This is a genomic window from Megasphaera sp., assembly GCF_047831605.1.
Lineage (GTDB): Bacteria > Bacillota > Negativicutes > Veillonellales > Megasphaeraceae > Megasphaera > Megasphaera intestinihominis.
Window position 1 is genome coordinate 1,683,757 of record NZ_CP181255.1, and the last position, 15,250, is coordinate 1,699,006.

Sequence of the window (15,250 nt, forward strand, 5' to 3'; positions counted from 1 at the left end):
CGGTGACCAGTAGGGTGCGACGGTGTATTTCCACCGCTATCAAAGAAACGTGTATCGCTTATGCCGTACATGTAGAGCTGGACTCACTGAGTCAATCTGGGTGGCACCGCGGAAGAAATCAAACCTTTCGTCCCTGTATAGGGACGGAAGGTTTTTTTGTGTCTTCAAATAGAAGGGGAGAGAAAGATGCTGGAAATGAAAGATGTCAGTTTCAACTACGGCAATGGCGTGCCCGTATTGGAACATGTAAATGTACAGATCGGTGAGGGCGAATTCATCGGTCTCGGCGGCCGCAACGGCTGCGGCAAGACGACGGTGACGCGCCTGCTCATGGGGCTGGAAAAGCCCGTATCCGGGGAAATCCTGTATGACGGCAAGGTCATCAACGATGACGATGCTTCTGTGCGCAGCCATTTCATGGGCTACGTCTTCCAGCGGCCGGAACGGCAGATGTTCCGGCCGACGGTCCGTGAAGAAGTAGCCTACGGGCCGCAGCAGCTGGGCATGAGCCGCGACGAGATCCGCCAGGCCGTCGACGAAGCCCTGGCTGCAACGGAACTGACGGAACTGGCTGAAGCCTATCCGCCCAACTTGAACCGCGGCGAAAAACAGCGCGTCGCCATTGCATCAGCCATCGCCATGCATACGAAATATATCGTTCTCGATGAACCGACGAGCGGCCAGGACAGTGAAGACAAGGACCAGCTCATGGCCTTGCTGACGGACCTCAATAAAAAGGGCATGACCATCCTCATCATCAGTCATGACATGGATATTTTCGCCGAATACTGTCAGCGCGTCCTGGTCATCGGCAATCATACCAAGGCCTTCGACGGGACGCCGCAGGAACTGTTCACCCAGCGCGATGATCTATATGACCTGGGTCTGAGCCGGCCCGATGCCGTCACTTTATCCATGGCGGTTCCTGATTTTCCTTATTGTAAATCGATGAAAGAATTTACGACAGCCATGCTGGAACGGATTGGAGGTATGAAAAAATGATGAAGAATTTGGTCCCTGTTACGAAATTGATCGGCACCTTCGCCTTTTCCTTTTGGGCCCTGGTCATGCATACGACGCTGCCCCTGGTCATCTTAGTCGTCATCGAACTCATCCTCTTGGGATTATGCGGCAGCCTGTCGCGCAACCTCAAGGCCGTCTTCAGCCTGGCCGTCTTCGCCGTCTTCCTGGCTGTCGTCCAGCTCCTGGGCGGCGGGTCCCTGGAATCGGCTTATGTCACGGGCCTGCGCATGCTGGCCATGACCATCGTCTTCATCATCTTGCTGACGACGACGCGCCTGCAGGATTTGACGGCCGCCCTGGTCAAGCAGATCAAGATACCTTATGAATATGCCTTCATGTTCACGGCGGCCCTGCGCTTCGTACCCGATTTCATCGCCGAAAGCAAGGCCGTCCAGGAAGCCCAGGCCTGCCGGGGTCTGTCGACGAAGGGCAATGTCTTTAAGAAAGTCATCAATTATATGAGTGTCGTCCAGCCGCTGATGCTCAAGTCCCTGGGCCGGTCGGAAACGATGGCACTCAGTCTGGAATTACGCGGTTTCGGCAGCAACGAACACAGCTTCATGAGCAATGTCCGCCCGAAAGGCCGCGACTATGTGGGCATTGTCATCATGCTGGCCCTGAGCTGTTTTGTCGTTTACTTGCGCCTGCAAGACTTGGTTTAGGAGGGAAGAAAGATGAAAACTGTTGCAGATATTGCTAAATTAGAATTTCATCATCGTCAGGGCGGCCAGTTCCGCTGGATCACCATTACGACGCTCATGCTGGCCATCGGCACGATCCTGCACCTGGTCTCACCGAGCGTCGGCGGCGTCACGCCGAACTGGACCATCGCCACGTATTGTGTCGCCATCTGCCTGACCAAGCCGAGTTACAAGCAGGCCTTGGGCATCGGCCTGGTCGCTGCCCTGGTCAACGTCCTGACGTCGAAGTCGGGCTTTCCTTATGGCAACCTCATCAGTGAACCGCTCGGCGCCCTGACCTGTACGTTCATCGTCAAGAACCTGGCATTCATCAAATTCAAAGGTCATTCGTGCCTGCCCGTCCTGACCGGCTTTGCAGCGACCTGCATGAGCGGCGGCGCTTTCGTCACGATCCTGAAGTTCGTCATGAATCTGCCGAATGTCGTCTATTTTACGGCCATGCTGCCCTTGGTCGTCGTCATCGGCGCCTTGAATGCCATCGTTACACCGCTCATGTATTTCCCGGCCCTGCGCCTTTTCGTATCCCGGGGCATCCTCGATTCCCTGGAAGAACGGGAAGTCACGTCGGACCACAGCATGTATGATTTGAAGCCGTCCCAGGAAGGCCTCATTTCCATGGAACATTTGTCGTACATCTATAACAAGCAGAAGACGCCCGTCCTGGACGATGTCACCATGACCGTGAATAAAGGCGACTTCCTGGTCATTACCGGTGAAAGCGGCAGCGGCAAGAGCTCGCTGTGCATGGCCATGACCGGCGCTATCCCGCATTATTTCGGCGGCGTCATGAAAGGCATGGTCTACGTCGACGGCCAGGCGACGACGCAGACGACGATTTCCCAGCTGGCAACCCGTGTCGGCGCCATGCTCGATGATTATGACAGCCAGCTCGTCGCCATGACGGTCGAAGAAGAAATCGCCTTCAGCCTGGAAAATCAGGGCGTCGCACCGGATAAGATCGGCCAGGCTATTTCGGAAGCCCTGGAAAAGGTCAATATGACGCCGTACCGCAACCGCCAGGTCACGAAGCTGTCCGGCGGCCAGCGACAGCGCCTGGTCATTGCCGACGTACTGGCGACCAATCCGGATATCCTCGTCTTCGATGAACCGACGTCGGCCCTGGACCCGGAAGGGACCCATGAATTCTATGAATTGATCCACGACTTGAATGTCAAATACGGTCATACCATCGTCGTCATCGAACATACGCTGGAAGCAGCCCTGCCCTATGCCAACCGGCTGGTCCTCATCGACCACGGCCACATCCTCAGCGATGCCGACGTCGAAACGACGCTGCGCTATATGTATGACCATGATATTTATACCAGTGCCATCCCGAAAATCTTCGCCTGCCAGATGGACCTGGAAAAAGCCGGCTGCCAGTTCGATGCCCCGTGGCTGTCGACGGACGCTGCCGTAAAGGCCGTCCAGAAAGCCGTCCAGCCGTGAAACTCCTGTGCCTGGGCGACAGCCTGACCTACGGCTTCGACGTCCGGCCCGACCAGAGCTGGACGGCCCTGGTCTCGGCCCAAAGCCATATCCATATCGACAATGAAGGCCAATGCGGCGATACGACGACGGGCATGGTCTATCGCCTCCATCAGTTCGACCTCAGCCGGTATGACGCCTTCTTCATCATGGGCGGTTCCAACGACATCCTCCTCGGCGGGGAGTTGGAGAAAATCTGCCAGAATATGCGGACTATCGTCACGACTTTCAAGGAGCAGGGGAAGCCCGTATACCTGGGCATCCCGCCGCTGACCAAGATGGAAAGCGCCATGTACGGCTGGCAAAATGCCAGTGACGTAGAAAAACACAACGACGGGCTCCGCCAGTATCGGCAATGGCTCCTTTCCTACGGAAAAGAAACGGAATGCATCGTCATCGACTTCTACGAAGCCCTGCTCAAAGCCGAACGGCGGACAGGCCGCAATCTCTATGCCGACGGCGTCCATCCCAATGCCGAAGGCTACGCCGTCCTGGCTGGAGCTGTGCTGAAAGCGATGGGGTGTTAGTGGCTAGTGGTTCGTGGCTTGTAGGGGCCGCCCAAAGGGCGGACCGCCTGATTCACGTAAAAAGGCACTGTCTTTATGCGACAGTGCCTTTTTACGAACTGTAGGGGCGTGCACGTGGCGCGCCCGCACGGTTTATGTGAGCATCCCCTAAGCCATCCTAGGGGGTGCTTTTTTGGACCCTTACAGCTCGGTGGCGTAGGCGCCGGTTATTCATAACGGGCGCCCCACGTGGCGCCCCTACAATGTGGGTCCGAGCCACGAGCCACTAATGTCCGACTGTAGGCTGGACGTTGGCTTTGGCGTCGAGGAGGACGTCTTTTTTGGCGGCGCCGTTGACTTTATATTTCAAAGTCAGGACCAGGAGGCCGGCGCAGAACATGAAGGCGGCCATGAGGTAGTAACCCATGTCGAAGCTGCCTGTCTGAGCCTGGACCCAGGCCATCATGTTCGGACCGAACATGCCGCCCAGGTTGCCGCAGGAGTTGATGAGGGCGATGGAGCCGGCAGCGGCCGGGCCGGAAAGGAACGTCGTCGGGATGGTCCACCATACGCCCATGGAAGCGTGGATGCCGATTGCCGACAGGCAGATGAGGAACAAGGCGACGCCCATGTTATGAGCGAAAGGCGACAAGCCGAGGCCGACAGCGCCGACGGCCAGGGCACCGAAGACGTGCCATACTTTATCGCCCGTAACCGTAGCCGTATGGCCGATGACCAGCTGGACGACGAGGGCTGCCATCATGGGGATAGCGATAGCCCCGCCGATGAGCGACGTAGACCAGCCGGAGAGGTTCTTGAGGACCGTGGGCATCCAGAAGTAGAAGCCCCAGAAACCGACGACCCAGAGGAAGTAGATGAGGCAGAGTTTCAAGACTTTCGTATCCGTAAAGGCCTGGAAAACTGTGTATTTCTTGACGCTTTGCATCTTGGCTTGTTCTTCTTGGTACATGGTGGTCAGGTATTCTTTTTCAGCGTCTGTCAGCCAGCTGGCTTGATCCGGACGGTCTTTGACGGCAAAGAAGAAATAGAAAGCGAAACAGAGGGCCGGGATGGATTCCAGGATGAACAATTCCTGCCAGCCTAAGAGGCCGAAGAAGGAATGTTCCAGGAGAACGCCGGCAATCGGTGCGCCGATGATGGTCGAAAGGAGCAGGGACGTCAACATGAGTGACGTAGCCCGGGCCCGTTCAGAGGCTGTGAACCAGCGGGGGAACAGGAGGGAGTAGATGACCGGGTAGAGGCTGGCTTCCGATGCGCCTAACAGGAAGCGGCACAGGTAGAACTGCCATTCCGTCGTGACGAAGGCCATGCACAGACTGACGGCGCCCCAAGTGAACATGATGCGGGAAATCCATTTCGATGCCGAAAATTTAGCAGCGAACAAGGAACCTGGGATTTCCAGGAGCAAGTAGCCGATGAAGAAGATGCCGGCGCCGAAGCCATATACTTCCGGCGATAACCAGGGCAGGGTTTGAGTCATGGTCAGTTTAGCGTAGGAAATATTGACGCGGTCGATGCAGGCTATAATCGAGACGAGAAAGACCGGTAAAATGATGCGAAGATCTCTCCGTCGTTTTAGACTGTCAAAATTGATGTTTTCCATGATGAATTCCTCCTATTGTGAGTCATATAGTCATAAGATAAACATGAAATAAAAAAAACTCCCGTCCACAAGGGACGGAAGTTCATATCCGCGGTACCACCCAATATTCCTCGCCAAAAAAAAAGCAAGGCACTTTTCAACGTACTATCATACGCGTTTCCTGTAACGTGGATCAGACGGTGCAGTTTACTCACTTCAACTGCAATTCTCAGAGATGATTTTCCATTTTCCTTCCACCGCCGGCTTTCACCATACCCGGCTCGCTGTGCGCTTCCGTAAAAATGTACTCTTTCTCGTCATCGAATGTCAAAATATAAAATCGATGTTTAACTTACGGTCCTTATCATAGCCCTTGGGAATTGATTTGTCAAGCTTTTTGTCGTAAAAAGAATTATCCCTTGAAGGTTTCTGCTGTTATTCCTGTTGCTTTTTTTTTAGGTTTGCCGTGGGTCGTTTGCCGTTTGCCGTAGAAGAAAGGAGATTCGACAAACGAACCACGAACTACGAACAACGAAAAGGCCTGCCGCTAAAAGCGACAGGCCTTTTTTATTTGGTGGAGATGAGGAGAGTCGAACTCCTGTCCGTAAATGCCGCCCCATGAACTTCTCCGAGCGCAGACCTTGTTAGGATCTTAAACCGTTTTCGTACAAGGACAAACTAGACGATTCCAGCCTGTGAGTTTCCCGACACGACTGCCAGGCAGAGCCATGTGGTATCCCGCTAAGTGACGTCTGCGAGCTGCCCGCAGGATTAGCAGCAGGAGACGTTAGCCGCGATTAGGCAGCTAAAGCAAAATTGTTTTCTTTTGCGTTTAATTTAAAAGGTTCACCGATTTACGGGCAGATGAAACCCCGGCTCGCTATTCATGATACAACCATCCACGTCGAAACCTTTACATCCCCATGGATAGAATCTCCCTTTACAGGGATTCAAAATAAGTATAGCACATATTTTACCGTTTGCCAATGAAGTTTATGGTATAATATGCGTAGGGGCCGCCCAAAGGGCGGCCCACAGTTCGCAGACCGCAGTTCGCAGTTCGCCGGTCGTGGTGATTTATCTTTTCCCGCCAGAAGACTCCCACCTCTTAGGTGGGGGATGAATGGCGGTGCTTGAGTGGGTTCAATGCCCGTAAAAAGCACAAAAACGCTGTAACTCATCTTGAAAATCATCACTATTTCCCACATAATAATCATATAATAAAAAAGGAGGTGAAAAATGTGTATCTTACTCAATCAAATGTCATCAGAAATCTTTCCAAAGAAGACTATGCCATGCTGCGGGAGATGTGCCAATACAGCAATAACCTCTACAACGTGGCTCTCTACAACATCAGGCAATACTATTTCCAAGCGAGGAAGTTCTTGAAATACGAAGAAAATTACCATGTCTGCAAGGAAAACGAAAACTACGGTCTGTTGCAGGCTGGCGTATCTCAGCAGATATTGAAGGTGGCTGACCGCAGTTTCAAGTCATTCTTCAATCTCATAAAAAAGGCAAAATCAGGAGAATATCGCTTCAAGGATATCAAAATGCCTCACTATCGGGAAAAAGGCGGCATGTTCAACCTGATTCTTTCCACGAACGCCATAAACGTAAAAGATGGATTCTTGACGATCCCCATGAGTCGGGGATTTTCTAAACGGCATGGCCGTAAGCCAATCAAAATCCCTTTCCCTGCAAGACTGAAAGAGAAAACCATCAAGGAAGTCCGTATCTGCCCCGTATATAATGGCAGATACTTCAAAATCCAGTATTGCTATCTTCAGGAGAAAGAACCTCAAGACGTTTCACCGGACAATGTTCTTGCTATCGACATCGGTCTTGAAAATCTGGCAACTTGCGTGACCAACACCGGGACGGCGTTCATCATGGACGGGCGTAAACTTAAATCAATCAACCAGTATTGGAACAAGCAGAAAGCCTACTATCAGGGGATTGCCGACAAACAAGGACAGAAGAAAACGCACAGGCTCTATGCCTTAGCAAGAAAACGTAACAATCGGACACAAGACTACCTCCGCAAGGTTGCCCGCTATATCATCAACTACTGTATCGAACACCGTATCGGAACCATCGTCTGTGGTTATAACGGTGACTGTGAACGTACTCCCGCCTATAGAGGCGAGAGCTTCCTGCTTCAACGAGAACAGCGCCACTGACTCCAAAGAGTTGCGGCGGCTTACACTCTCTCCACAGGCGTAGATTCCCGTGCGACCCACGGTATTTTATGGATTACGTCAGGCAGATATTCGCCTGGCTTCTTCCCGAATATTTATGGCAGCGTTCTTATCGCGGTTATGGTGACTGCCACATTTAGGGCAATTCCATTCCCTTATAGATAAATCCTTGGTTTCGTGGTTCTGATATCCGCAAACATGGCACAGCTGGCTGCTTGGATACCACTTATCTATCTTGATAAGCTGTTTGCCTTGCCAAGCCAGCTTATATTCCAGCATGTTCGTGAACATATTCCAGCCATTGTCGGCTACGGATTTGCCAAAGCTGAACTTGCCACCCTTTTTCCGCTTGGCCATCGCTTTGACACTAATATCCTCAATGCCAATGACATCATAGCGGTCTGTGAGATAGCGAGCCTTCTTATGCAGGAAATCCCGCCGTTGATTAGCCACTTTCTCATGGAGAATAGCTACGCGCAGCCTTTGTTTTTCTCTGTTGTGACTTCCTTTTTGCTTGTTGGATAGCTTTCGCTGTGCCTTAGCCAATCTTTTCTCTGCCGTTCGCAGGAAACTGGGATACTTAGCATCCGCCTCATCGGAAGCCACATACAAACCGTGCATCGCAAAATCCAGGCCCAGGAAGGTCTTCGGTATGACAGGGAGTATTTGGTTTTCATACTCCACTAGCATACTGATATAGTACTTTCCTGATGGCGTCTTGCTGATGGTTACGGTCTTTATGATACTGTTCTCTGGCAAGGGGCGATGCTGGCATAATTTCACCCAGCCGACTTTTGGCAGTTTCACCTTATGGCCCTCGATTCGGACAGAACCCTTCTGGTTGTTCGTAGAATACGAAGCGCGACTATTTTTCTTTGACTTGAAGCGCGGCTTGCCGAAATGCTGGCTGTCATTCCAAAAGTGGCTGTATGCCTTGTTCAGATTCAGTTGGGCATTGGCAAGGGCTAAACTATCGACTTCCTTTAGCCAAGGGAATTGTTCTTTATACTGCGCAGGCGTGTTATTCAGCTTTTGGCCTGATTCCTTGTAATAGGCAAGGCGGTCACTCAACATTTTGTTATAGATGAATCGGACACAGCCGAAGGTCTTGGCAAACATCATTTTCTGTTCCCTTGTCGGGTATATTCTGTATCGGTATGCCTTATTCACTATCATCACCTGCCTTGACTTTCCAAATCCTTTCACTCTTACCACTGATTATACTGCAAATCAACTTGTGAAGCCATTGTTTTTCTGATGGCATCGAGCCCTCAGAAAAACCTGCAATTCATCTCGCCGCCTAAAGAGGCGGGAGACTTCTTGCAGAATCAGGTTAAACGTAGTATCGACCTGGGTAGGATAACCAACCAGCAGTTTACGCAAATCAGTTTCGGTAATCTGCGTGAAAAACTGGAAGGACTTTGCGAGCGTTACGGTATGCGATATATCGAACAGGAAGAATCTTACACTTCTCAAGCAAGTTGCTTGGATTTAGACGATATTCCTGTCTATAATCCTGAACAGCCGTATACTGGCACGTTCAGTGGGAAGCGTATCCACCGTGGCTTGTACCAGTTCGCCGATGGCAGGATGGCCAACGCGGATGTGAATGGAGCATACAACATACTCCGTAAAAGTAAGCAGAACTTCGATTTCGAGGGACTGTGTAAGGGGCTTTTGGACAGCCCTTTGAGAATAAGGATATCCTGACAGCTAACTCCTTTGGAATAGGCTGTCAGGCGTTAGTCCATGTATCAAACTTCTCAAGAATCTCCCGCTTCTATAAGCGGGAGAGGTTCAAGGTTTACAAGCAACCTCTCCGGCCCTTCAGGCCACCTCTCCTAGCAGGAGAGAACTATACGAAAGGATGTCTTCATTTTGTTGTTATATATCATTAAATGGCTTTATGCCTGGATCCTGCCGATGGGTGGCATTGTCCTGGCTTTGATTCTCTTATTGTGTTATATGTTCCGCAAGCATAGTCCCGGCCGCTGGGCGCTGGCTGTCGTTACGGCTGTCTTTTATCTTTTGTCCATCGAGCCCGTATCGAACGGCCTCATCCATCCCTTGGAAACGGCTTATGACCAGCCGCAGGGGACGGCTGTCGCTGGCGATGTCATCGTCCTTCTCGGCGGCGGATCCCGGGCCGGCGTCCCCGATTTCGACGGTACCGGCCAGGTCGGCAGCGCCGCAGCCAACCGTTTCCTCATGGCCTTGCGCCTGCAAAAGGCTAAGGATCTGCCCATCCTCTTATCGGGCGGGACCATCCTCGAAGGCGACGCCAATGAATCGGAAATCGAAAAGCGGATGCTCCTCTCCCTGGGCGTGCCGGAAAATAAGATCTTCATGGACGACAAGAGCCGCAACACGGCGGAAAATGCCGCTTTTTCCAAGCAAATCTGCGAGCACCAGGGCTGGACGAAGCCCATCCTGGTCACCAGTGCCTTCCACATGCCCCGGTCTGTCCGCTTCTTTACGCGTGAAGGCCTCGATGTGACGCCGTATCCCTGTGATTACCATACGAGCGCTGTGACGAACTGGTCCGGATACTCCGTCGTACCCCAGTCTTTTTACTTATTTAACTCCTGTCTGGCCATCAAAGAATACGTCGGCATCGCCGCCGCTTCTTTGCGGATGCAATAAATTGGGACATAAAACGTCCATGGTATTGCAAAATCGTACCCGATGTGGCATACTTACAGTGTAAGTAGTAAGGCCCTCAAGTTCTTAGAATTATGTAAAAGAGTTATTTTCGTTTTCAAAAGGAGTGTATCGACAATGATTAAAGTTGGTATTAATGGTTTCGGTCGTATTGGTCGTTTTGTTTTCCGCGCTGCACAGACTCGTGATGACATCGAAATCGTAGGCATCAACGACCTCTGCCCGGTTGACTACATGGCATACATGCTCAAATATGATACCATGCACGGCCAGTTCGATGGCACGATCGAAGCTGACGTCGAAAACAGCCAGCTCATCGTTAATGGCAAAAAAATCCGCGTAACGGCTGAAAAAGATCCGGCAAACCTCAAATGGGACGAAGTCGGTGCTGAATACGTCGTTGAATCGACAGGCCGTTTCCTCACCATGGACCTCGCTGAAAAACACCTCGCAGCCGGTGCAAAATACGTTGTACTCTCCGCTCCTTCCAAACAGGGTGCTGACGGCCGCCAGGCAGACATGTTCGTTTGCGGCGTTAACACCGATACATACAAAGGCCAGAAAATCGTTTCCAACGCATCTTGCACGACGAACTGCCTCGCTCCGATCGCTAAAGTCCTCAACGATGCTTTCGGCATCAAAGAAGGCCTCATGACGACGGTTCACTCCACGACGGCTACGCAGAAAACCGTTGACGGCCCGTCCATGAAAGACTGGCGCGGTGGCCGTGCAGCTGCTGGCAACATCATTCCGTCCACGACGGGTGCTGCTAAAGCTGTCGGCAAAGTCATTCCGGAATTGAACGGCAAATTGACCGGTATGTCCATGCGTGTACCGACCCTCGACGTTTCCGTCGTCGACCTCACGGTCAACCTCGCTAAACCGGCTACATACGATGAAATCTGCGCAGCTATGAAGAAAGCTTCTGAAGGCGAACTCAAAGGCATCCTCGGCTACACTGACGAAGCTGTCGTTTCCTCCGACTTCCTCGGCTGCCCGCTCACGTCCATCTTCGACGCTAAAGCTGGTATCGCTTTGACGGACACCTTCGTAAAAGTCGTTTCCTGGTACGACAACGAAATCGGCTACTCCAACAAAGTCCTCAACCTCATTGCTGTCATGAACGATTACAACAGCAAACACTAATTTGTAGCGACGCATTTCCCAACGGGTAAACAGCCTCCCGTTACAAATCAGATTGAACCCTAAAGGGGCCGTCGCATGGCGGCCCCTTTTTATTACTCATCGATTACAAAAGGAGTCAAAAACTGTAATGACGAAAAAGAAACCTGTAATGCTGGTCATCATGGATGGTTTTGGCTGCAGCCATATCGAAAAAGATAACGCCGTAGCCCAGGCAGACCTCAAGGTCTTGCCGAAACTTTGGAAAGAATATCCTCATTCGTATCTCGGCGCATCGGGCGAAGACGTCGGTCTGCCTGACGGCCAGATTGGCAACTCTGAAGTGGGCCATCTTAATATCGGTGCGGGACGTATTGTGTACCAGGCGCTGACAAAAATCACCAAGGACATCAAAGACGGCGCTTTCTTCCAGAAACCGGCTCTCGTCGGTGCTATGGAAAACGTCAAGGAAAAGGATTCGGCCCTCCATCTGCTGGGCCTCGTCTCTCCTGGCGGCGTCCACAGCAGCGAACAGCATCTCTATGGTCTTTTGGAAATGGCGAAGCGCTATGGCTTGAAAAAAGTCTACATCCACGCCTTCCTCGACGGCCGCGACGTACTGCCCCGCAGTGCCGGCGAATACCTCCAGGAACTGGAAGACAAGTGCGCTGAACTCGGCGTCGGTGAAATCGCCACCATCAGCGGCCGCTACTATGCCATGGACCGCGACAAGCGCTGGGAACGCGTCGAAAAAGCCTATGATGCCGTCGCCCTCGGCGAAGGACCGCAGGAACCGGATGCCCAGACCTGCCTGGAACATTCCTACGCAGCTGACGTTTCCGACGAATTCGTCATCCCGACAGTCATCCATAAACATCCCGTCCAGGATGGGGACAGCGTCGTCTTCTTCAACTTCCGCCCCGACCGGGCCCGTCAGCTGACGACGGCTTTCGTCGTCCCCGATTTCGACGGCTTCCCGCGTCCGAAGAAACTGGACACGTACTTTGCGACCATGACCCGTTACGAAGACGACCTTCCGGTACACGTCGTCTATGATAAAGAACGGATCCCCGACACACTGGGCGAAGTCCTGGCCAAGGCCGGCAAGACCCAGCTGCGCATTGCCGAAACGGAAAAATACGCTCACGTCACGTATTTCTTCAATGGCGGTGAAGAAGAACCGAATCCCGGTGAAGACCGCATCCTCGTACCGTCGCCGAAAGTTGCGACGTATGACTTGCAGCCGGAAATGAACGCGCCCATTGTCACGGAAAAAGTCATCGAACAGATCAAGGCCGATAAATATGATATGATCATGCTCAATTTCGCCAACGCCGATATGGTCGGCCATACAGGCGTCTTTGAAGCGGCTGTCAAAGCTGTCGAAACGGTCGACACCTGCGTCGGCAAAATCGTCGAAGCCTTGAAACCCGTCCAGGGCCAGCTCCTGATCATCGCCGACCATGGCAATGCGGAACAGATGGCCGATCCCGATACGGGCTGCCCTTACACGGCTCATACGACGAACCATGTACCGTGCATCCTGGTCAGTGAAGAACATAAAGGGAATCACCTGCACGACGGTATCCTGGCCGACGTCGCCCCGACCATGCTGACTTTGGCCGGTATGGACATTCCTGCCGATATGACCGGCAAATGCCTGCTGGATCAGTGATTATACTCTGTTGTTCTATCGCATCGTGAAGGGAGAGAGTAAGATGGAACAAGATACATTGAGTATCTTTCAAAAAATAGCTCCCGATGTCATGGGGACAATCAAAGAACGTTACCTGCTGCTGCGGCATATCGCCGACGCCGGACCCGTCGGCCGCCGGACCCTGGCCGGCCTTTCGGGCCTGTCGGAACGCGTCGTCCGGTCGCACGTCGACGTCCTGCGGCGCAGCGGTATCGTCCGCTTTACGACGCTGGGCATTGCTATGGAGCCGGAAGGCAAACGGCTCATGCCGGATCTGTTGGAATGTTTCCTGCGCCTGAACAATTTGGATGACATGCAGCGCCAGATTCGCCAGAAGCTGGACCTGAAGAATGTCTACATCGTTCCCGGTGACAGTGACAGCGATAAGACAGCGAAGGAAGAACTGGGCCGCCGTGGCGCCCTCTTGCTCAACGACCTCTTTGGCAGCGTCGATACTGTCGCCATCAGCGGCGGTTCGACCATGGCCGAAGTGGCCCGTATGCTGCCGGAATGTCTGGCCAATGTGACCATCCTGCCGGCCCGCGGCAGCATGGGGAACCACGTCGAAGTCCAGGCCAACTATATTGCCGCCAACATTGCGTCCAAGACCCACAGCTCGTACCGCATGATCCACATCCCCGAAGGCCTGAGCGACTCGGCGCTGCAGATGATGCTCAAAGCTGACCGTCAGACCCAGGAAAATGTCGCCATGACCGCCCGGGCCCAGGTCGTCATCTTCGGCATCGGCCGGGCCGACCGCATGGCCCGCAAGCGGGGCATGACGGCGCTCCAGCGCGATGCCCTGCACAGCCTCGGCGCCTGTGGCGAATCGCTGGGCTGCTATTGCGGCCTGGACGGCAAAATCTTATATGGTACGAATAATGTAGGGATTTCATTACGGGAAATCAAATATCATCCGCACATCATCGCCGTAGCCGGTGGCGCCAGCAAGGCAGAAGCCATCGTCGGCGTCATGCGGGCCTGCCATACGGGCACGCTGGTCACTGATGAAGGTGCGGCTGAAAAAATCATACAACTGCTTTAATTGGAGGAGGAACCTTTCATGAAAAAAACGATCACCGATGTAAATGTCGAAAACAAACGCGTCTTTGTCCGCGCTGACTTCAACGTCCCCCTTGATGAAAACTGCCACATCACAGATGACACGCGTATCCAGAAGACGCTGCCGACCATCAAATACTTGCTCGACCACAAGGCTGCTGTCATCCTGGCCAGCCATCTCGGCCGCCCGAAGGGACAGGTCGTCGAAAAGTATTCCCTGAAACCGGTCGCTAAACGCCTGTCGGAACTCCTCGGCATCGACGTCAAATTCGCTCCGGACTGCGTCGGCGCAGAAACGAAAGCCATGGCTGATGCCCTCAAACCGGGTGAAGTCCTGCTTCTGGAAAACCTCCGTTTCCATAAAGAAGAAGAAAAGAACGGCGAAGATTTCGCCCGCCAGCTCGCTTCCCTGGCTGAAGTCGGCATCAACGACGCTTTCGGCTGCTGCCACCGCGCTCATGCTTCCGTCGCTGGCATTACGAAGTTCCTGCCCATGGCTGCCGGCTTCCTCCTGGAAAAAGAAATCCGCTTCATCGGCGGTGCTGTCGATAATCCGGCTCACCCCTTCGCAGCTATCATCGGCGGCGCTAAAGTTTCCGACAAGATCGAAGTCATTTCCAACCTTCTGCCGAAAGTCGACCTCATGATTATCGGCGGCGGCATGGCCAACACCTTCCTGGCTGCCCAGGGTTATGGCATCGGCAAATCTCTCGTCGAAGCCGACAAGATCGACCTGGCTAAACAGCTCATCAACCAGGCTAAGGAACAGGGTACGAAACTGCTCCTGCCGGTCGATGTCATGGTCGCCGCTGAATTCAAGAACGATGCTGATCACAAAGTCGTTCCCGTCGATGCGGTCCCGGCTGATTGGATGATCCTCGACGTCGGCACGAAGACACAGGAACTCTTCGCCAAAGAACTGGCTCCGATGAAACTCATCGTTTGGAATGGTCCTATGGGCGTATTTGAAATGGAAAACTATGCTAAAGGTACGGAAGCAGTCGCCAAAGCTGTTGCTGATTCCGATGCTGTTTCTATCGTCGGCGGCGGTGACTCCGTCTCGGCTGTCAACAAGACCGGCCTGGCCGACAAGATCAGCCACATCTCCACGGGCGGCGGCGCTTCCCTGGAATACCTCGAAGGCAAACAGCTCCCGGGTGTCGTATCCCTGAGCGATAAATAAAATC

General features: G+C 53.0%; 13 protein-coding genes, 1 other RNA gene and 1 other annotated feature. Of the genes, 11 read left to right on the plus strand and 3 right to left on the minus strand.

Going from position 1 to position 15,250, the window contains the following annotated elements:
• Nucleotides 1-186: 186 nt before the first annotated feature.
• From ACFWUB_RS08080 to ACFWUB_RS08095, 4 genes are read left to right on the plus strand one after another with little or no spacing between them, the layout of a single operon-like run.
• Complete coding sequence (locus ACFWUB_RS08080; protein WP_020311169.1) at nucleotides 187-1,002, plus strand: energy-coupling factor ABC transporter ATP-binding protein; 816 nt, start codon at nucleotides 187-189, stop codon at nucleotides 1,000-1,002.
• Nucleotides 1,002-1,685 carry an energy-coupling factor transporter transmembrane component T family protein gene (locus ACFWUB_RS08085; RefSeq protein ID WP_036201004.1) on the plus strand — a complete coding sequence of 228 codons (684 nt, stop codon included), beginning with the start codon at nucleotides 1,002-1,004 and terminating at the stop codon, nucleotides 1,683-1,685. Before ACFWUB_RS08080 ends, ACFWUB_RS08085 begins: the two co-directional genes overlap by 1 nt.
• A 12-nt stretch (nucleotides 1,686-1,697) precedes the next feature.
• Complete coding sequence (locus tag ACFWUB_RS08090; RefSeq protein ID WP_020311171.1) at nucleotides 1,698-3,173, plus strand: tryptophan transporter; 1,476 nt, start codon at nucleotides 1,698-1,700, stop codon at nucleotides 3,171-3,173.
• Nucleotides 3,170-3,739 carry a GDSL-type esterase/lipase family protein gene (locus ACFWUB_RS08095; RefSeq protein ID WP_416183788.1) on the plus strand — a complete coding sequence of 190 codons (570 nt, stop codon included), beginning with the start codon at nucleotides 3,170-3,172 and terminating at the stop codon, nucleotides 3,737-3,739. The genes ACFWUB_RS08090 and ACFWUB_RS08095 overlap by 4 nt, the downstream gene beginning before the upstream one ends.
• 265 nt (nucleotides 3,740-4,004) lie before the next feature.
• On the opposite strand, the gene ACFWUB_RS08100 is transcribed toward ACFWUB_RS08095, so the two are convergent.
• Complete coding sequence (locus tag ACFWUB_RS08100) at nucleotides 4,005-5,342, minus strand: MFS transporter (RefSeq protein WP_416183789.1); 1,338 nt, start codon at nucleotides 5,340-5,342, stop codon at nucleotides 4,005-4,007.
• Nucleotides 5,343-5,409: 67 nt separating this feature from the next.
• Nucleotides 5,410-5,651: a binding site (T-box leader), on the minus strand.
• Between the two features lie 242 nt (nucleotides 5,652-5,893).
• Nucleotides 5,894-6,244, minus strand: a transfer-messenger RNA (tmRNA) gene (ssrA, locus tag ACFWUB_RS08105).
• 318 nt (nucleotides 6,245-6,562) lie between these two features.
• On the opposite strand from ssrA, the gene ACFWUB_RS08110 reads away from it, so the two are divergent.
• On the plus strand, nucleotides 6,563-7,504 hold the full coding sequence (locus tag ACFWUB_RS08110; RefSeq protein WP_416183790.1) for an RNA-guided endonuclease InsQ/TnpB family protein: 942 nt from the start codon (nucleotides 6,563-6,565) through the stop codon (nucleotides 7,502-7,504).
• Nucleotides 7,505-7,582: 78 nt separating this feature from the next.
• On the opposite strand, the gene ACFWUB_RS08115 is transcribed toward ACFWUB_RS08110, so the two are convergent.
• Complete coding sequence (locus ACFWUB_RS08115; RefSeq protein ID WP_416183791.1) at nucleotides 7,583-8,644, minus strand: RNA-guided endonuclease TnpB family protein; 1,062 nt, start codon at nucleotides 8,642-8,644, stop codon at nucleotides 7,583-7,585.
• Nucleotides 8,645-8,842: 198 nt separating this feature from the next.
• On the opposite strand from ACFWUB_RS08115, the gene ACFWUB_RS08120 reads away from it, so the two are divergent.
• The 6 genes from ACFWUB_RS08120 (at nucleotide 8,843) to ACFWUB_RS08145 (ending at nucleotide 15,246) form a co-directional block, all read left to right on the plus strand.
• A complete protein-coding gene (locus ACFWUB_RS08120) occupies nucleotides 8,843-9,232 on the plus strand; it encodes a transposase (protein ID WP_416183792.1) in 390 nt (129 codons plus the stop codon).
• A gap of 168 nt (nucleotides 9,233-9,400) precedes the next feature.
• Entirely contained in the window at nucleotides 9,401-10,165 is a 765-nt protein-coding gene (locus tag ACFWUB_RS08125) for a YdcF family protein (RefSeq protein WP_051524988.1), read from the plus strand.
• A 135-nt stretch (nucleotides 10,166-10,300) separates the two neighbouring features.
• A complete protein-coding gene (gap, locus tag ACFWUB_RS08130) occupies nucleotides 10,301-11,329 on the plus strand; it encodes a type I glyceraldehyde-3-phosphate dehydrogenase (RefSeq protein WP_020311176.1) in 1,029 nt (342 codons plus the stop codon).
• Nucleotides 11,330-11,456: 127 nt separating this feature from the next.
• Entirely contained in the window at nucleotides 11,457-12,980 is a 1,524-nt protein-coding gene (gene gpmI, locus ACFWUB_RS08135; protein WP_416183793.1) for a 2,3-bisphosphoglycerate-independent phosphoglycerate mutase, read from the plus strand.
• A 43-nt stretch (nucleotides 12,981-13,023) separates the two neighbouring features.
• Nucleotides 13,024-14,046, plus strand: coding sequence for a sugar-binding transcriptional regulator (locus ACFWUB_RS08140; RefSeq protein WP_020311178.1), 1,023 nt, complete (start codon nucleotides 13,024-13,026; stop codon nucleotides 14,044-14,046).
• Between the two features lie 18 nt (nucleotides 14,047-14,064).
• The gene (locus ACFWUB_RS08145) at nucleotides 14,065-15,246 is read left to right on the plus strand and encodes a phosphoglycerate kinase (RefSeq protein ID WP_020723979.1); all 1,182 of its coding nucleotides are present in this window, start codon (nucleotides 14,065-14,067) and stop codon (nucleotides 15,244-15,246) included.
• Nucleotides 15,247-15,250 lie beyond the last annotated feature (4 nt).

Excerpts from the sequence above, each read along its gene's own strand:
- ACFWUB_RS08080 (WP_020311169.1), top strand. The coding sequence starts at position 187 with ATGCTGGAAATGAAAGATGTCAGTTTCAACTACGGCAATGGCGTGCCC.
- ACFWUB_RS08085 (WP_036201004.1), top strand. The coding sequence starts at position 1,002 with ATGAAGAATTTGGTCCCTGTTACGAAATTGATCGGCACCTTCGCCTTT.
- ACFWUB_RS08090 (WP_020311171.1), top strand. The coding sequence starts at position 1,698 with ATGAAAACTGTTGCAGATATTGCTAAATTAGAATTTCATCATCGTCAG.
- ACFWUB_RS08100 (WP_416183789.1), bottom strand. The coding sequence starts at position 5,342 with ATGGAAAACATCAATTTTGACAGTCTAAAACGACGGAGAGATCTTCGC.
- ACFWUB_RS08115 (WP_416183791.1), bottom strand. The coding sequence starts at position 8,644 with ATGATGTTTGCCAAGACCTTCGGCTGTGTCCGATTCATCTATAACAAA.
- gap (WP_020311176.1), top strand. The coding sequence starts at position 10,301 with ATGATTAAAGTTGGTATTAATGGTTTCGGTCGTATTGGTCGTTTTGTT.
- gpmI (WP_416183793.1), top strand. The coding sequence starts at position 11,457 with ATGACGAAAAAGAAACCTGTAATGCTGGTCATCATGGATGGTTTTGGC.
- ACFWUB_RS08140 (WP_020311178.1), top strand. The coding sequence starts at position 13,024 with ATGGAACAAGATACATTGAGTATCTTTCAAAAAATAGCTCCCGATGTC.
- ACFWUB_RS08145 (WP_020723979.1), top strand. The coding sequence starts at position 14,065 with ATGAAAAAAACGATCACCGATGTAAATGTCGAAAACAAACGCGTCTTT.